The organism is Alteromonas alvinellae (assembly GCF_902705805.1).
On sequence record NZ_CACSIH010000200.1, the window covers coordinates 1 to 15,517 of the forward strand.

The 15,517-nt window shown below is 45.2% G+C and carries 18 protein-coding genes; 9 read left to right on the plus strand and 9 right to left on the minus strand.

Annotated features, from left to right (window positions below):
* Positions 1–121: 121 nt before the first annotated feature.
* Positions 122–667, minus strand: coding sequence for an oligoribonuclease (gene orn / locus ACX5KA_RS14160; protein ID WP_458731475.1), 546 nt, complete (start codon positions 665–667; stop codon positions 122–124).
* An 86-nt stretch (positions 668–753) separates the two neighbouring features.
* On the opposite strand from orn, the gene rsgA reads away from it, so the two are divergent.
* The 4 genes from rsgA (at position 754) to ACX5KA_RS14180 (ending at position 4,597) form a co-directional block, all read left to right on the plus strand.
* Entirely contained in the window at positions 754–1,797 is a 1,044-nt protein-coding gene (rsgA, locus tag ACX5KA_RS14165) for a small ribosomal subunit biogenesis GTPase RsgA (protein WP_039219288.1), read from the plus strand.
* Positions 1,798–2,045: 248 nt separating this feature from the next.
* Positions 2,046–2,993: an archaetidylserine decarboxylase gene (asd, locus tag ACX5KA_RS14170; protein ID WP_039219285.1), complete on the plus strand. Its 948-nt coding sequence runs from the start codon at positions 2,046–2,048 to the stop codon at positions 2,991–2,993.
* A gap of 3 nt (positions 2,994–2,996) precedes the next feature.
* Entirely contained in the window at positions 2,997–3,872 is an 876-nt protein-coding gene (locus ACX5KA_RS14175; protein WP_039219283.1) for a DMT family transporter, read from the plus strand.
* Positions 3,873–3,904: 32 nt separating this feature from the next.
* Positions 3,905–4,597, plus strand: a complete 693-nt coding sequence (locus tag ACX5KA_RS14180) for a glycerophosphodiester phosphodiesterase (protein ID WP_039219282.1) — start codon at positions 3,905–3,907, stop codon at positions 4,595–4,597.
* Positions 4,598–4,715: 118 nt separating this feature from the next.
* Here the strand turns inward: ACX5KA_RS14180 and ACX5KA_RS14185 are convergent, their stop codons facing one another.
* From ACX5KA_RS14185 to ACX5KA_RS14195, 3 genes are all read right to left on the minus strand, one after another.
* Complete coding sequence (locus ACX5KA_RS14185) at positions 4,716–5,144, minus strand: MerC domain-containing protein (RefSeq protein WP_014948073.1); 429 nt, start codon at positions 5,142–5,144, stop codon at positions 4,716–4,718.
* A gap of 156 nt (positions 5,145–5,300) precedes the next feature.
* Positions 5,301–6,209 carry a divergent polysaccharide deacetylase family protein gene (locus ACX5KA_RS14190; RefSeq protein ID WP_458731476.1) on the minus strand — a complete coding sequence of 303 codons (909 nt, stop codon included), beginning with the start codon at positions 6,207–6,209 and terminating at the stop codon, positions 5,301–5,303.
* Positions 6,210–6,389: 180 nt separating this feature from the next.
* Positions 6,390–7,553, minus strand: coding sequence for a murein hydrolase activator EnvC family protein (locus tag ACX5KA_RS14195; RefSeq protein ID WP_039219277.1), 1,164 nt, complete (start codon positions 7,551–7,553; stop codon positions 6,390–6,392).
* Positions 7,554–7,806: 253 nt separating this feature from the next.
* Here ACX5KA_RS14195 and ACX5KA_RS14200 point away from each other — a divergent pair, with 253 nt between their 5' ends.
* From ACX5KA_RS14200 to gpsA, 4 genes are all read left to right on the plus strand, one after another.
* Positions 7,807–8,232, plus strand: a complete 426-nt coding sequence (locus ACX5KA_RS14200) for a rhodanese-like domain-containing protein (protein WP_287498394.1) — start codon at positions 7,807–7,809, stop codon at positions 8,230–8,232.
* 12 nt (positions 8,233–8,244) lie between these two features.
* Positions 8,245–8,505: a glutaredoxin 3 gene (gene grxC, locus ACX5KA_RS14205; protein WP_014948069.1), complete on the plus strand. Its 261-nt coding sequence runs from the start codon at positions 8,245–8,247 to the stop codon at positions 8,503–8,505.
* Positions 8,506–8,567: 62 nt separating this feature from the next.
* Positions 8,568–9,077, plus strand: a complete 510-nt coding sequence (secB, locus tag ACX5KA_RS14210; protein WP_014948068.1) for a protein-export chaperone SecB — start codon at positions 8,568–8,570, stop codon at positions 9,075–9,077.
* A 10-nt stretch (positions 9,078–9,087) separates the two neighbouring features.
* On the plus strand, positions 9,088–10,119 hold the full coding sequence (gpsA, locus tag ACX5KA_RS14215) for an NAD(P)H-dependent glycerol-3-phosphate dehydrogenase (RefSeq protein ID WP_052235437.1): 1,032 nt from the start codon (positions 9,088–9,090) through the stop codon (positions 10,117–10,119).
* Positions 10,120–10,209: 90 nt separating this feature from the next.
* On the opposite strand, the gene ACX5KA_RS14220 is transcribed toward gpsA, so the two are convergent.
* The 5 genes from ACX5KA_RS14220 to ACX5KA_RS14240 form a co-directional block, all read right to left on the minus strand.
* Positions 10,210–10,602 carry a hypothetical protein gene (locus ACX5KA_RS14220; RefSeq protein ID WP_039219269.1) on the minus strand — a complete coding sequence of 131 codons (393 nt, stop codon included), beginning with the start codon at positions 10,600–10,602 and terminating at the stop codon, positions 10,210–10,212.
* A gap of 168 nt (positions 10,603–10,770) precedes the next feature.
* Positions 10,771–11,235 carry a tRNA (uridine(34)/cytosine(34)/5-carboxymethylaminomethyluridine(34)-2'-O)-methyltransferase TrmL gene (trmL, locus tag ACX5KA_RS14225; RefSeq protein WP_039219267.1) on the minus strand — a complete coding sequence of 155 codons (465 nt, stop codon included), beginning with the start codon at positions 11,233–11,235 and terminating at the stop codon, positions 10,771–10,773.
* A gap of 81 nt (positions 11,236–11,316) precedes the next feature.
* On the minus strand, positions 11,317–12,297 hold the full coding sequence (locus ACX5KA_RS14230; RefSeq protein ID WP_458731477.1) for an alpha/beta fold hydrolase: 981 nt from the start codon (positions 12,295–12,297) through the stop codon (positions 11,317–11,319).
* Positions 12,298–12,354: 57 nt separating this feature from the next.
* Positions 12,355–13,716 carry an ATP-binding protein gene (locus tag ACX5KA_RS14235; RefSeq protein WP_039219263.1) on the minus strand — a complete coding sequence of 454 codons (1,362 nt, stop codon included), beginning with the start codon at positions 13,714–13,716 and terminating at the stop codon, positions 12,355–12,357.
* A complete protein-coding gene (locus tag ACX5KA_RS14240) occupies positions 13,716–14,459 on the minus strand; it encodes a response regulator (RefSeq protein ID WP_458731478.1) in 744 nt (247 codons plus the stop codon). Before ACX5KA_RS14240 ends, ACX5KA_RS14235 begins: the two co-directional genes overlap by 1 nt.
* A 211-nt stretch (positions 14,460–14,670) precedes the next feature.
* On the opposite strand from ACX5KA_RS14240, the gene ACX5KA_RS14245 reads away from it, so the two are divergent.
* The gene (locus tag ACX5KA_RS14245) at positions 14,671–15,501 is read left to right on the plus strand and encodes a Spy/CpxP family protein refolding chaperone (protein ID WP_039219261.1); all 831 of its coding nucleotides are present in this window, start codon (positions 14,671–14,673) and stop codon (positions 15,499–15,501) included.
* The last annotated feature ends 16 nt before the right edge of the window (positions 15,502–15,517 follow it).

Here is a 15,517-nt window from a genome sequence, read left to right on the forward strand (position 1 = left end):
ACCAACTGAGCTATTCCCGCAACAAAAGAGGTACTTCGTTTGAAGTGGTGCGCATTTTACAAAAATTTTGGGGTAACGCAACCTTTAATTCTACTTTTTTTGCACCTCAATGTTTGAATGCCTAAATCGTAAACACTTTCTCTCGATAATAGCGCATTTCTTCAATAGACTCGCGAATATCATCTAGCGCTAGATGTACGCCTTTCTTTTCGAAACCGTCTAAAACTTCAGGCTTCCAGCGGCGCGTTAGCTCTTTTATTGTACTTACATCAATATTTCTATAGTGGAAGTAAGCTTCAAGCTCGGGCATGTACTTAACCATGAATCGTCTATCTTGCCCAATGGTGTTTCCACACAGTGGTGATTTACCTGCATCTACCCACTGCTCTAAAAAGGCAATAGTCTGCGCTGATGCTTCTTCAACACTTATTTTACTTTCTCGGCAACGTGCAGTTAATCCACTTTCACCGTGAACTCGTGTACACCACTGGTCCATATTATTTAACACGTCATCACTTTGATGTACCGCTATTACAGGGCCTTCAGCCAAAATATTCAGCTGTGCATCGGTAACAATGGTCGCTATTTCCATTACTACACAGGTTTCAGGATCTAACCCTGTCATTTCCATGTCTATCCAAACAAGGTTACTGTCGTGTTTACTCATTACTTTCCTCTTTGCGCTACAGACATGGCAACCATGCCCTACAAACGGTATTATTGACATAGTATACGTGAAACTAGAAAAGAATCGTGGCGAAAAAACCAAAACTTACACAACGACAGAAACGACAAGTTGCAGCAAACAGAAGCAAGCGCTTGCGTGAAAAGCACGCCTCAAAGGGCGCGGCGAACCTAGATGAAAGCACGCTAGAAAGCGGCACGGTAATTGGCCGTTTTGGTAAACACGCCGATGTTGAAGACACAAGCGGCGCAGTATCTCGCTGCCACATTCGCCGCACGGTAGACTCAGTAGTGTGTGGTGACAAAGTGTTTTTTAGTAAAGGGGATGACGCTGAGTCAGGTGTAAGCGGAGTCATCGAAATTGTAAAAGACAGACACTCTGTGCTTACTCGCCCAGATTATTACGACGGCATTAAGCCCATCGCCGCGAATATTGACCGCATTATTGTGGTTAGCGCTATATTACCTATCCTTTCACTGAATATTATCGACCGTTACCTTGTTGCCTGTGAAGACATAGGCATCACGCCGCTGATTGTCCTTAATAAAGTAGAATTGCTCAGTGAAGAGGAACGCGCAACCGTCACAGAGCAGCTTAAGACGTACGAAAACTTAGGCTACGAAGTGCTTTTCACCAGTTGCAAAACCGGTGAAGGAATTAGCAAACTCAATGAATACCTTAACGATAACATCAGCGTTTTCGTAGGGCAGTCCGGTGTAGGTAAATCGAGCCTTATAAACCAAGTTCTGCCAGACGCCGATGAATTAACCGGCGATATTTCAGATAACTCGGGACTAGGTCAACATACAACGACGGCGGCCAAATTGCTTCACTTGCCAGCCGGCGGTGATTTAATTGATTCCCCAGGAGTACGTGAATTTGGCTTGTGGCACATTCCTACCGAACGTATTACATGGGGCTTTATTGAGTTCAGAGATTATTTGGGCGGCTGCAAATTCAGAGACTGCAAGCACTTAAATGATCCGGGGTGCTTACTAAGAGAAGCTGTAGAAGAAGGAAAAATTAGCGCAGAACGCTTCGACAGCTACCATAGAATTTTAACCACCATGGAAGAGCAGCGCCCTAGTCACAGCCAGCCTCCCGGGGCATAACAACTGCCACTGGGTTTCAATCTCACTGGAGCGCTAAACTCGTTGGAGCGACCGAAGAAGTACACGCACTGCTTACGTGTAATAGCTGTCGCTTAATTGGCGATTTATTCTTTTGGTGTGAACCACGTGCTTATGCTTTTGTGTAAGCACTCATAACCCTAAAGTTGCTCTTAATACCACGACTTACGATACAATAACGCGATCTATGCAATGCGTTATTGCTTGCATAAAAGAAACGGAGATATTTTGTGTTAGATTGGCTTAAAGTTAATTTACAATACGTTACACCAAAGCACCTGCTTTCACGCCTTGTAGGCAAACTTGCTGAAGCAGAAATGGGTAGTGTTACGACATTTTTCATCAAGGCATTTATTAAGCAATACAACGTTGATATGTCAGAAGCGCTGCATGAGGAACCAGAGCATTATAGAAGCTTTAATAAGTTCTTCACCCGCCCGCTTAAACCTGAAGCGCGCACCATTGACGAAAACGATGATGTACTTATCCATGCTGTTGACGGTACGGTAAGTCAGTTTGGCGATATCCACAGCGACAGTATTTTTCAGGCGAAAGGCCATGACTTTAGCCTAACTACATTATTAGGTGGCAAGCCTGATGTAGCTGCGCCATTTAAAAATGGTAAGTTTGCTACCATTTACCTTGCCCCTCGTGATTATCACAGAATTCACATGCCTGTTGAGGGCACGCTTACTGATATGCTGTACGTGCCGGGCGAACTTTTTTCGGTAAATCCTCTTACAGCACAAAATATTCCAGGTCTGTTTGCACGTAACGAACGCGTTGTGGCGCTGTTCGACACGCCTGTAGGCAAAATGGCGATGGTGCTTGTGGGCGCTACCATAGTGGCAAGTATTGAGACAGTTTGGGCTGGCACGGTTACACCACCTGCGGGTAAAAACGTTCAGCACTGGTCTTATGAAAAAGACAGCGAAGCAGCAGTTTTCCTTGAAAAAGGTGCAGAGCTAGGCCGCTTTAAGCTAGGTTCGACTATTGTGGTGTGTTTCGAAAAAGACATGATTAATTTTGAAGACTTGGCACCTGGCATGGTCACTCGTCTTGGTGAACCTATGGCGCTTAAATCAACTGCACAAGCTTCTGTTGAAGATACACGAGCTGCGGATGAACCAACCGGCGATGATAAAAGCGAGACGAAATCAGAGGGCGCTGACAGCTAGTTTATGGATGCTGTTAAAAAAAGCCTGATCTCACTTCATTTCACGGTAATTTTACTTGGTGGTACAGCCCTTTTCTCTCGGCTTGTACCACTTAGTGCCAGTGATATCACTTTCGTTCGTTCAGTATTTGCCTGTATAGCGTTATTTGCCTTTCTGAAGCTGGCAAACAACAAAATAAAGCTGAACTCCAAAAAAGACTACGGCGTTGCCTTAGGCTTAGGCGTGCTGATGGCGCTGCACTGGGTCACTTATTTTGCCGCCATGCAATATGCAGGGGTGTCTGTTGGCATGATTGCCCTTTTTACCTTCCCCGTAATCACAGTGCTTATCGAGCCTTTCTTTGAGCGGGTAAGGCTGGTCTGGCAGGATATCGTATCTACCGTTACGGTGGTCGTTGGCGTTTATTTAATAGTGCCAGAGACATCACTGGAAAATGACATTACCCTTGGCGTTCTTATCGGTATTGCCTCCGCCATCTTGTATTCTTTTAGAAACCTTATTCATCGTAAGCACTTTAAGCACTACAGCGGTGCGCAGGCTATGGCGTGGCAAACCTTGGTTATAAGCATTCTAATGTTGCCGGTAGGCAGTGCAGCAATAACCTCAGCGTCTACCAGTTCTTGGCTAATGCTATTGCTTTTAGGTACCGTATTTACTGCGCTGCCTCATGCACTTATTGCTGCGAGCCTACGTCACCTTAGGGCAAAAACGTTTTCGCTCATAGCCTGCATGCAGCCTCTTTATGGCGTTTTCCTTGCTATTATTCTGCTTAACGAAAAACCTGGTTTAAGTGCGTTGTTAGGTGGAATTCTTATTACGTCAGCATCAGTTTATGAAACGCTCAACACGCATAAGTTGCATAATGCAAAAGATGATTAAGCCGTGTTGTGATCTTTAAGGAAAAAATGTCTATGCTCATTTTTGCTCATCGAGGTGCCAGTAAAGCCGCCCCAGAAAACACAGTAAAGGCATTTAAACTGGCTTTCGAACAACGTGCCGATGGCATTGAGTTTGATACCTATCAGCACGAAAGCGGCATTATTGTTTTTCACGATAGAACACTTACGCGCAGAGCACGGGAACCCGGCTATTTACTTGACGTGCCGTGGCAATCCCTTACAGAAATGGACATTGGGGATGGAGAGCACATACCGACCCTGACTGAGACACTGAATTGTGTTCCAAAAGACAAGTGGTGCAATATTGAGATAAAACACTTAACCGACGTAGACAGCTGGGTTAAAGACGTTAAAGCGGCGGTACAGCAAAGCGGCATTAATGCTCATAAGCTACTTATCTCTTCATTTAACCATCACTGGCTTCAAGCTATTGCGCTTAGGTGGCCCGAAGTGAAGATCGGCGCCTTATCTGCAAGCTACGAGCTTGACTGTACGGCAAGCGCTCGGGCGCTTAACGCTTATTCCGTAAACATTGCTTTAGACGCCGTTGATAAGCAGTTTGTGCAAACGGCGCAGCAAGATGGCTTTAACGTATTCGTTTATACCGTGGATGAGCCTAGAGACATGCTAATGCTTAACGAGTGGGGAGTGACGGGCATATTCACTAACGTGCCTGATGTAGCGCTTAATGTGTTGTCGTATTAAACCCTACTTTTTCAATACGAAAAGTCTATAGAAAGCGTATCTGATACAGACTCACACTATAAAAAACGAGCTATTGGCTCGTTTTTTTGGAATGCTTTTCTTAATGCAGCTTAGTTGACTACTTAAATTCAGTTGAAAGGTGGTCTGAAAACACCGTATTCTTGCAGCACTTACATTGTCTACACAATCGCATATTCACCCAGTGGCCGGCTACAATTAGCGCTGCACCTATCGCGATGGTAAAGGGTTCGTAGTGATGCCCAAAAATATCTTTGTGCCAATAAATAGCGCCACCCGTAAACAGCAATGCAAGCGGGTAATATTTGCCATGATAGCGAATTGCACCGCTAACCAAGGCGACTGCACCTACAATTAGCGAAAAAGTTAATATCGTTCTCTCAAACCACACTTGTGCAAAAAAGCTAGAACCGATCAGCGGCAGCAGAGGCACCAAAACAGGTAGCGCGAGGCAATGCAACGCACACAAGCTCGACACCCAGATGCCAAGTTTGTCTAGTTTTGTTGGATTCTCGTCAATTGGAGTCATTACCCTAATTACCACCGTGAAAAAATGAGTTCGCGAATTATTCGTCAGAGACGTTATATTATAACAGACTCACAGAAATGAGAAACGTTCCCACATTAAATTTTGATCTTAACGAGATGAAAATGAACTAACTACTTATAAAATGGGGAAAAAAAGCTATTCGTTTGGCGCTGTGCCTAAGCGCTCAGCAACGCCTTTTTCTGCGGAGCTGTGCATTAGCCCACTGCTGTGTAAGGCATTTTCTTCGGTCATGCTTACCTTGCTATCCTTCACATCGGCGTTATTGAGCGAAGCCGTTAGATCGCGCTCTTTACCAAACTGCTTGGCCACTTTCGGCGCATGCGAAAAATAGTCGGCTACTGAGGTAAGGGTTAAACCTTCTTTTTCAAGTGAGGGTAAATGAGTTTTCAAGAAATTGACAGTTTCTGGGTGAGGATGACCAATCACCACAACGTGACCATTCTTTTTAGCAATACGTTTCATGTGGTTGAACTGCTTAAGTAAGAATGCAGGCTCAAGCTTATGGTCCAGAAACACCTGTCTGCTTGCGCTAGGCACACCTAACCGCTGTGCAATTTCTTCACCTTTTGTGAGTACCGTGGTTCGGCTATCCACAAAAAATAAGCCTTGGCGTTTCACCTCTTTTAAGAGCGCTTCCATTCCTTTCTGCTGCCCCGTGAACGCACTTCCCATATGATTATTCACACCAACCGCGTTCGGCACGCTCTTCATTGCCTTTCGCAAATTGTAAGTAATGGCACCTGCGAACATGTCAGTGGTTAACCCAAGGGGCCCCATGTCCTTTCCACTTTGCGCCTGCATAGGCATATGCAGCATAACAGCCCTGCCTTCTTGCTCAGCGCGGAGCGCAATTTCAGAAGCCAGCGGCGTTTGCGGAAGTATAGAAAAGGTAATTTCTTTAGGGAGAGAAAAAGCAGCGACATCGGACGGCCTGTATCCCAGGTCATCTAATATTATAATTATGTCTGACTTTGCTTTTACTTGAAGGCTAATTAGCCCGCATAAAACAAAGATTATACAAGGCATTAGCAGACGCAAAAGCATCTAAGTCACATCCGTTTTTCATCATTATTATTAAGCGCACTGTGTGAATGAATTCACGTTAACTTTAAGCATACCAACAACGAAAGTTCTTTCAACAAAACTAAGTCTTTATTCGCCGATTGTGACTTTAAATGTCAACATATAAGGCCACTATGAAAACCTTATTGTGGCTGAGACGAATTAATCCAGCCAGGGTTTCGGATTTAGCGCTTTGCCTTTGTGACGAATTTCAAAGTAAAGGTTAGGATATTCCTGACCACCACTTCGGCCCACAAGGGCAATACGTTCACCTTGCCTGACATCATCGCCAGCTTGCTTGAGTAACGCTTGGTTGTGACCGTAAACACTCATATACCCTTCGCCATGATCGACAATAGCGACCAGACCAAATCCGCGCAACCAATCGGCATACAACACTTTTCCAGGCGCAATGCTGTTTACAGGGTCGCCCTCAGCACCATCTATCACAATACCTTTCCAAGACACTTGCCCTTGGCGGCGACTACCAAACAAATGACGTATTCTGCCTTTTACAGGTGCAGGAAGCTTACCTTTAAGTTTAGCAAGGCCATTCATGCTAAATTCAGCAGCGCGAGCCGCACGTTCGGCAGCGATACGCGCCGCTTCAATCGCACCTTTTAATGCTTTTTCGTCGGCTTGCAAAGACGCAATACGCTGGTTTTCAGAGGCTATGGTTTTGTTTATTTTCTTAAGCGTTGCTTTTCTATCGTCCTGACGGGTTATAAGTACTGCTCGCTGACCTTCTTGCTCATCTTTCAATGCGGCAAGTGACAAGGCTTTTTCGCTAAGCTCTGCGTTAACTTCTTCAAGCCTAGCAACATTTCCCCTAAAGCTCTCAATCTCTTTTTGGCGCGCTTTAGCCACGTATTGATAATAGGTAATGACACGCTCGAACGTTCGCGCGTCATCTTGGTAAAACAGCATTTTCGCGTAGTCGTAATGCCCCGCCATAAATGCACTTTTAAGCTGGCTCGATAAAAGTGACTGCTGTTTACGGATAGCGGTTTTAAGCCCTTCTTGTTCTTCTTCGAGCTTCGCTTGTTCTTGCTCAATGTTTTTAAGTGACTGTCGGGTGCTGGATAGTGCTTTCGCCACTTTAGCGATTTCGAGTTCAGAGGCCTTCAGCACATTTTCTAATTCCTGTGCACTGGCTCTATTGTTCTCTAATACTTGCTGTCGAGCGCGCAGTTCGGCCTGTAACTCAGCTAATTTTTCTTTTTGACTATTCGCACCGCCTTCTTGTGCAATAGCACTACTTCCAATCGGCATAATTGCAAGGGCAACTATACACCCAATGATTGAAAGAAATAATCGTACTGACATACGTGCGCCTAGAACCTTAACTTTTTCATTGATGACTTAATGTGTTTCATCGTTGCTGTTAACAACGTTTTCCAGTGTATCTGACGCTCCTCCATATGCCCAGTGCAATTTGTTCGTAATATCAATCATCTAAAGTATTTAGCGCAAACCCGCTATGACTGACATCAATCATACTGAAAGGTAAGCTGGTTTCTCGCCCATTTTTCTATATACTTTGCACTCTTTTCATGGTCTGTAGACAGGGTTAGAGGTAATGGATCAACTAATTGAATTTGCTAGCAACAACGTTATTCTTGCTGGTATTTGGGTTGCGCTGGTTGCCATGTTGATATTTAGCTATATCAGTGCATGGACATCTTCAGTAAAAGAATTAAGCACACACGAAGCAACGGTTTTGATGAATAAAGACGATGCGATAGTGCTAGATACACGCCCTGCGAAAGAGTTTAAAGCTGGCCATATTTTGGGTGCCAGACAAATTAAACCTGAAGAGTTGCGTGAGAAAAACTTCAAGAAACTTGAAAACAGTAAAGACAAACCCATTATCGTAGTATGCGCTATGGGTAATCAGGCTCGTGGTACAGCAAATGCGATGCTTAAAGATGGCTTCGCGAATGTGAGTGTATTAAAAGGCGGAATGAACGCGTGGCAAAGTGCCAGCCTTCCCGTTTCTAAATAACAGGTAACCTTTATGAGCAAAGTAGAACTTTACACCAAGGGCCACTGCCCTTATTGCCACCGTGCAAAAGCATTGCTAACGCAAAAAGGTGTAGAATTTATTGAATACCCAATAGATGTTAAGCCTGAACTGCGCGACGAGATGATTGAACGCGCAAACGGCGGCTGGACTGTTCCGCAAATTTTCATTGACGATCAGCACGTTGGTGGCTGTGACGATATGATGGCTTTGGAAGCACAAAGCAAACTAAATCCAATGTTGGGTTTGGCGTAAAGCGTCAGCGCATACAGCAACGCACTACATTAAATTAAAACGACAATTAAATAGGAAATACCATGGCTGACGAAAATCAGACAAATAACGGCGAAGCAGCGGGCGCACAAGCGCAACAGAGTGCTCAGTTCAATATTCAGCGTATCTACACAAAAGACATTTCTTTTGAGTCTCCAAACGCGCCAGCTATTTTCACTAAAGAGTGGAAGCCTGAAATTAAACTAGACATCGACACTAGCACTAACAAGCTAGAAGAAAATGTATTTGAAGTTGTACTTTCAGTTACCGTTACGGCAACGCTTGGTGAAGAAACTGCATTCCTTTGTGAAGTGCAACAAGCGGGTATCTTCGCTATTGGCGAAATGCCAGACCAAAACAAAGCGCACACGCTGGGCTCGTTCTGCCCGAACATGCTTTTCCCATATGCGCGTGAAACCATTTCTAATTTGGTTAACCGTGGAACATTCCCTCCACTTAACCTAGCGCCTGTAAACTTCGACGCTATCTTTGCAGCTTACGTGCAAAAACGTGCACAGCAAGCGCAGGGCGAAGCGCCAAAAATGGACGCCTAATTAGGTGAACATGAAAGGCGTGGACATGAAGTCGAATTCGGTTTCAGCGTCTGTTTCGGTATTAGGGGCGGGGTCTTACGGCACCGCCCTTGCTTTTTGTCTTGCCAGAAATGGCAACCCCACACTGCTTTGGGGCCGTGATGAAAAGCACATTGCCGAAATGGAAGCGAACCGAGAGAATGCTCGTTATCTTCCCGGCGCAACATTTCCAGATGCCCTAGTGGTAAATGCCAACTTAGAAGAAGTGGTTGCTGCCAGCCGAGATATTTTAGTGGTTGTACCTAGCCATGCATTTGCGGCTATGCTTCAAAGCTTAAAACCATTGCTTAAACCGCATCAACGTATTATTTGGGCGACCAAAGGACTTGAACCAAAAACTGGCCGTCTGCTTCGCGATGTGGCAGAGGAAATACTGGGTACCGACTATCCCCTAGCCGTTTTATCAGGCCCTACCTTTGCTAAAGAAATGGTAGCGGGCTTGCCTACCGCAATTTCGCTGTCTTCCACTGACGATACGCTGAGTGACGAATTTGCAGCAAAGCTGCATTGCGCAAAGTCGTTCAGAGTGTACAAAAACTCAGACTTTACTGGCGTTCAGCTTGGTGGTGCGGTTAAAAACGTTATCGCTATAGGCGCGGGCTTAGCCGATGGCCTTGGCTTTGGTGCAAACGCGCGAACGGCGCTGATCACCCGAGGTTTAGCAGAGCTTACCCGTTTGGGCGTGAAGCTGGGTGCAAATCCAGAAACCTTTATGGGTATGGCGGGTCTTGGCGATTTAGTTTTAACTTGTACAGACAATCAATCGCGCAATCGTCGCTTTGGGCTAGCTTTGGGTCAAGGCAAGAGTGTCGATGTTGCTATTGACGAAATCGGACAAGTGGTTGAGGGATATCGCAACACTGAAGAAGTGCATATATTGTCGAAAAAAGTAGGCGTTGAAATGCCTATTTGTGAACAAATTTATGCTGTGCTTTATCACGGAAAATCCCCTAAAGAGGCGGCCTTAGCTTTGCTTGGTCGAGACCTCAAAAAAGAAGCCTAGTGAATATTTGATGGTTTTTGCTTAGTAGTAAAAACCATCAGCCTCTTAACGCCCCACTATTCCTATCTTTTCCAGCTTATCAACCTGAACTTAGCGGCCTTCCCTTACCACGATCACTTTAGCGTTGTCGTGATATCTAGCGTGACTGCGCTTGTGGTGCTTCACTTTTTTCACCTTTTTGTAGGGTGAATCGACAACCAAATAGCGATTTCCATGCTTGCGATAGTAATGATTATTAGCAACGTAATAACGATGATTGTCGATAACCTCTACCCTATGTGCACCTGGCAAGACGTTAACGTACAGGCCAATTTCAGGAACGTTTATGGCTACATCAATAATCGGACGAGCAGGTTGCGTAATAATAGTGACCCTTTCATTCGCCCCGCTATTCGAGTGAGAATGATGACCTGAATGGGCGCTTGCTTGCCCTGCGATCATTAAGCAAACGCCGGTGATCATACTCAGGGTAATACGTTTCATAATGCTTCTCCAAACTCATTCGTGCATGTTCACAGGCTATATTAATGAGTGAAGCTGAACGAAACCTGACTCAGGCAGGCTTTACAGTGTCTTTACACCAGGCGCTAAAAAGCCCACAACGGGGCTTTGTAAAAATGAATGTCTTCGGGCTGCTGATACCACCTTTTGCTATCTCGCTCCTTCGTAGCCAAATTGACGCCAGCTTTCATACACAAAGACAGACACGGCATTAGATAGGTTCATACTGCGACTGTCTGGCAACATAGGAATGCGAACACGCTGCTCGGGAGGAAGCGATTGAATATAATCGTCGGGTAAGCCACGGGTTTCAGGACCAAATATGAGTGCATCGCCTTTTTGATACGAGACATCACTATGAAACGCTTTGCCTTTTGTTGTGCATGCGAACACTCGGTTTGGTTTTGCATCTTCAAGGTAGGCTTCTAAGTTTGCATGGCGCTTAACGTGGGCAAATTCATGATAATCTAAACCTGCACGTCGTACTCGCTTGTCGTCCCACTCAAAACCCAAGGGCTCGATTAGATGTAGTGTGAACCCACTGTTAGCGCATAAGCGGATGATATTGCCCGTATTAGGGGGGATCTCTGGTTGATAAAGTACGACATCAAGCATGTTTTTTAAACGACCTTCACTATTAATAACCGGCGTATTCTACAACGAAACACTGTAACTCATCACCTATGCTTAGGCTTTTTAAGACGTATGAGTGCAAGCAGTCAAGAAGTCGAGAATTGTCGAAAGAGAGCGCTCGCGAATGTCGTCTGACTCGGTGAATAATTCATGATAAGCCCTTGGTATAATTTCAAGCTCAGCATTTGGCATTAGGCGCGCCACCCGCCGTTGACGTTTATTATCTATTATAGCGTCATCGTCGGCGCTTAAAACTATTGCTGGAGTAGTGATTGCTCCCGCACTATCTTCAATCCTATTCATGGCCTGATGGGCTGCGGCCAACCACTCAGTAGTTACGCCCCCAAGCTGGATCTCTTGCTCTTCATCATATAACTCGCGAAACAACGCATAGCGGGTCTTACTGTGGGTAAGCTTGTTCAACGAAAAAGGAAACGCAATATACGGTGTTTGACCGAAAAAATACCCTGCGTCTGCTTTTTTCATTCTATTTACCGCTAGGCCGGTTCGGATTAGGCCATTCGCCAACCAATTAGGCAAGGAAGGTTTAATACCGAACATGGGAGAAGCCAGCACAGCTTTGGAGAACAAGCTGGGCAAACGCAACAGTGTAAGTGCTCCGATAGCGCCGCCCATTGAGTGGCAAACCAGCTGTAACGGGCCTTGCTGTAGCGGTTTCACTATTGTTTCTACGAACATGACGAAGTCGTCAACATAGTCATCAAAATCCGCGACATATCCGTGTTGAGGATCACGTGTCATTCTGTCAGACAAGCCTTGCCCGCGGTGATCAAGAATAAAAACGGCAAAACCGTTCTGATAAAGGTCGTAAATAAACTCTTTGTACTTTAAGTAGGACTCTATGCGACCCGAACAAATAACAATAGTGGCTTGCGGTGTTTCAGGAATACAGTAGGCGTAACGCACCTTTATATCATCTTTGCCGGTGAAGTACCCCTCTGTAACACTGTCCTGCCAAAAAGGATTAATGTGTGAGGCGAAGGTGCTGGCTAAATTGTTTTCTGATGTGAACGTCCAGTTCATAAATACCCTATTACAGTTAATAGGCGCTCTTGGTAAGGCTGCAGAGCATCGTCAAAGTTACGACTTTGGAAACGACAGGGTTACTCGCAGACCACCGCGCTTAACAGGTTCAGCTATAATTCGCCCATGATGCAACTCAACCGCTGCTTTTGCAATGGATAAACCTAGTCCAACGCCACCTGACTCTCGCTCTCTTGCAAGGGTAGCCCGATAAAACGGCGAAAATATACGTTCACATTCCTCTACCGTCAGCCCCTCACCGTCATCGGTAATATGAATACTCCATTGCTTTTCGTCTTCACTAAACGAAATATGCGTTAAAAGGCTGCTGTGACGAATGGCGTTGCGCAGAACATTTTCCACAGCGCGACAGAGCATCATACTGTCGATGAAAACGGTTTTTTTAGGTATATCATCAATTTTTAACTGTTTATTTTTATTTGCTGCTTCAAAATTCGCATCGGTAAAAACATCGTTAAGCACTAATGATAACATCTGTTTTTCCATCGTTGCTTGGCCAGCCTCGGCACGACTTAACGTTAGCAACTGACTTACCAGCGCTTCCATACGGTCAGCTTCTCGCTCTACCCGCGCTAAAGTTTCAGGGTCTACGTTTTGTTGATGGGCAAGACCAAGGGCCATTTGCAACCGTGCGAGCGGTGAGCGAAGTTCATGTGATACATCGGCTAATAAGCGCTTTTGCGCCCCCCACATAGACTCTAACTGCTCAGCCATTTTATTAAAGTCGCGCGAAAGCTGCCCTAGCTCGTCATGACGTTTAGCCGCTCGCTCAACCCGCGCCTGCCAGTCGCCATTTGCTATGCGTTTCGCTGAGCTTTGGATACGCAAGATAGGGTTGGTCAATGATTTCGCAAACAACCAGCTCAATAATATGGTGGTGATCAACGCAATACTAAAAAACAGTAAAACCGGTGGCGTTTGCTTTTCAGGCATTTCCAGTCTAACCGTAAAAAGCGCAAATCGAGTGCCGTTGCGCTCAAAGAAAACCGGGCCCAAGATTTTAAATGCCCCCCGCTTTACCGCAATGGGGGATGTTTGGTTGACCAGTCGAAGTAAATCTTCTTTATCATTTTCACGAAGCGGAGGACCCCCACCCGAAATAAGGCGGTTATCACTCATGTCGACAGCAACCATTCGACCTCTCCCTCCCCGAGAAAAGCGGTCAAGAGGCCCGTCCAGCGGTGCATTTTGGAAGCGACTGTTTTGCAAATGTTCCACTACTTGGTTTAGATCAGCTATTTCTCGCGGCTGTATTGCTACAATTTCCAATTCTTCAAAAAATAATCGGCTGCCCCAAATAGCCAATAAGGCGGTGACAATAAATGTAGCCCAAAACCAAAAGAACAAGCGGCCCATGATGGCCCGCGTAGGGCTTATACTGCGTAACAGTTTTACCATTAATGGCTTCCAACAATTAACATATACCCTACACCTCGAATGGTCTTGATCTTTTCATCTACTACTACAGCACCTATTTTTTTACGCAGGTTACTTACGTGCATATCTATACTTCTATCGAAAGCTTGTAGAGGCTTGCCCAAAATTTTTAAGCTTATCTCTTCTTTCGTTACTCGCTGAGCAGCATTAAGCATCAACAGGCGCAAAATTAAAAATTCCGTTGTTGTGAGTGTTAGCTCTACATCGTCCACTTTTGCCAGCTGGCTGCTTGGGCTTAAAAAGATGCCGTTCACAAACAAATCTTGCTCAACGGCTCCACCGGTTGATGACAAATTGTGACGGCGAACGATAGCTTTTATTCGCGCTACAAGCTCGCGGTGATTAAAAGGCTTAGGCAAGTAGTCATCAGCGCCCATCTCAAGACCCAAAATACGGTCATAGTCGTCGCCTCTTGCTGTAAGCATGAGTACTGGCGTGCTGTGGCTTGCTCGAAGCTTTTTCAATACGTCAAACCCATCCATTTTCGGCATCATGACATCAAGCAGTATTAAGTCGTAGTGACGCCCTGAAACCGCTTCAGATAAACCGTCTTCACCATCGTTACGCACTTGCACCTTATACCCCATACCCGATAGATACGTGGAAAGCATTTCTGTCAGCTCTAGGTCATCATCAACAACAAGGATAGACTGCAAATGAAAATCTGAATTCATGGTATTAAACTCTTTAACTGCTAGATTCATGAAAATGCCTGTAAATTGGATAAAACTCAACCGACGCATTCGGTGTAACTCGCCTCAAGCCGACAAACAACACTGGCAAAACGCGCTCTATATCTTTTCAGACCTTTACAATCTCAAATCGGCTTTACCTTTACATAAGCTTTACACTGCATTGACTGCTTTTTTAGCCGCGCACGCTACGATTAGCCTGTCCTAATAAAAGGAGACGACAATGAAAAAGTTATTAATTGCTAGTGTAGCAGTAGCAGCGATTGGCCTAGGTGGCCTTGCATTGGCGCAGCCAGCAGGACCTGGTATGCGTCACCACGAACCGGTTAAAGAAATTGTTGAACATCTTCGCGGCATCAGCTTAAGCGACGCCCAGCGCGAAGAGATAAAAACACTGTTAAGCGCATTTAAAGACGCTAACCCTCAGCCTTTATTTGGTGACATCGAAAAGCCTAGTTTTGACTTTGCAACTGCCACTGAAGCACAGATAAACACGTTTATTCAAACACAGATTGAAGAGCGCGAAGCCAGGCATTTCGCTTTTGCTCAACTACGTCACGACATATACAAGGTACTGGATGAAGAGCAACAAGCAACTCTCTTAGCGCGAGACGCTAAAAGAGATATAGATAGACAAGAACATCATGGTGCATTCGTAAAACAAGAAGTCCGTTTTGCTAAACGAATGGATGTTGAGGTGAGAGGCCCCAAACGCAAGCCTAAGGACTTTTTCTTTGAAGGCATTGAATTAAGCGACGCACAAATAGCAAGCCTTGCTGAGCTTCGAGAGTCGTTTAAAGAGACATCGAAAACAAATAGAGAGATGCTAGGCAATTTTAGAAACGCCCAGCGCGATTTGGTTCGCAGCCAGTCTTTCTCTAAAGACGCTTGGGACGCGCTTATAGCTCAATATAAAGATGGCCTTGTTAATGCCGGCGTGGAAAAAGCTAAACAGCATCTGGCCATGTTTCAAGTACTAACATCTGAGCAGCAAGCGCGAATAAAAGCCCTGCGAGAAGAAGAACGAAAGTTACATGAGCTATTTAAGCTTTAACGCGCAGCGCTTCTCA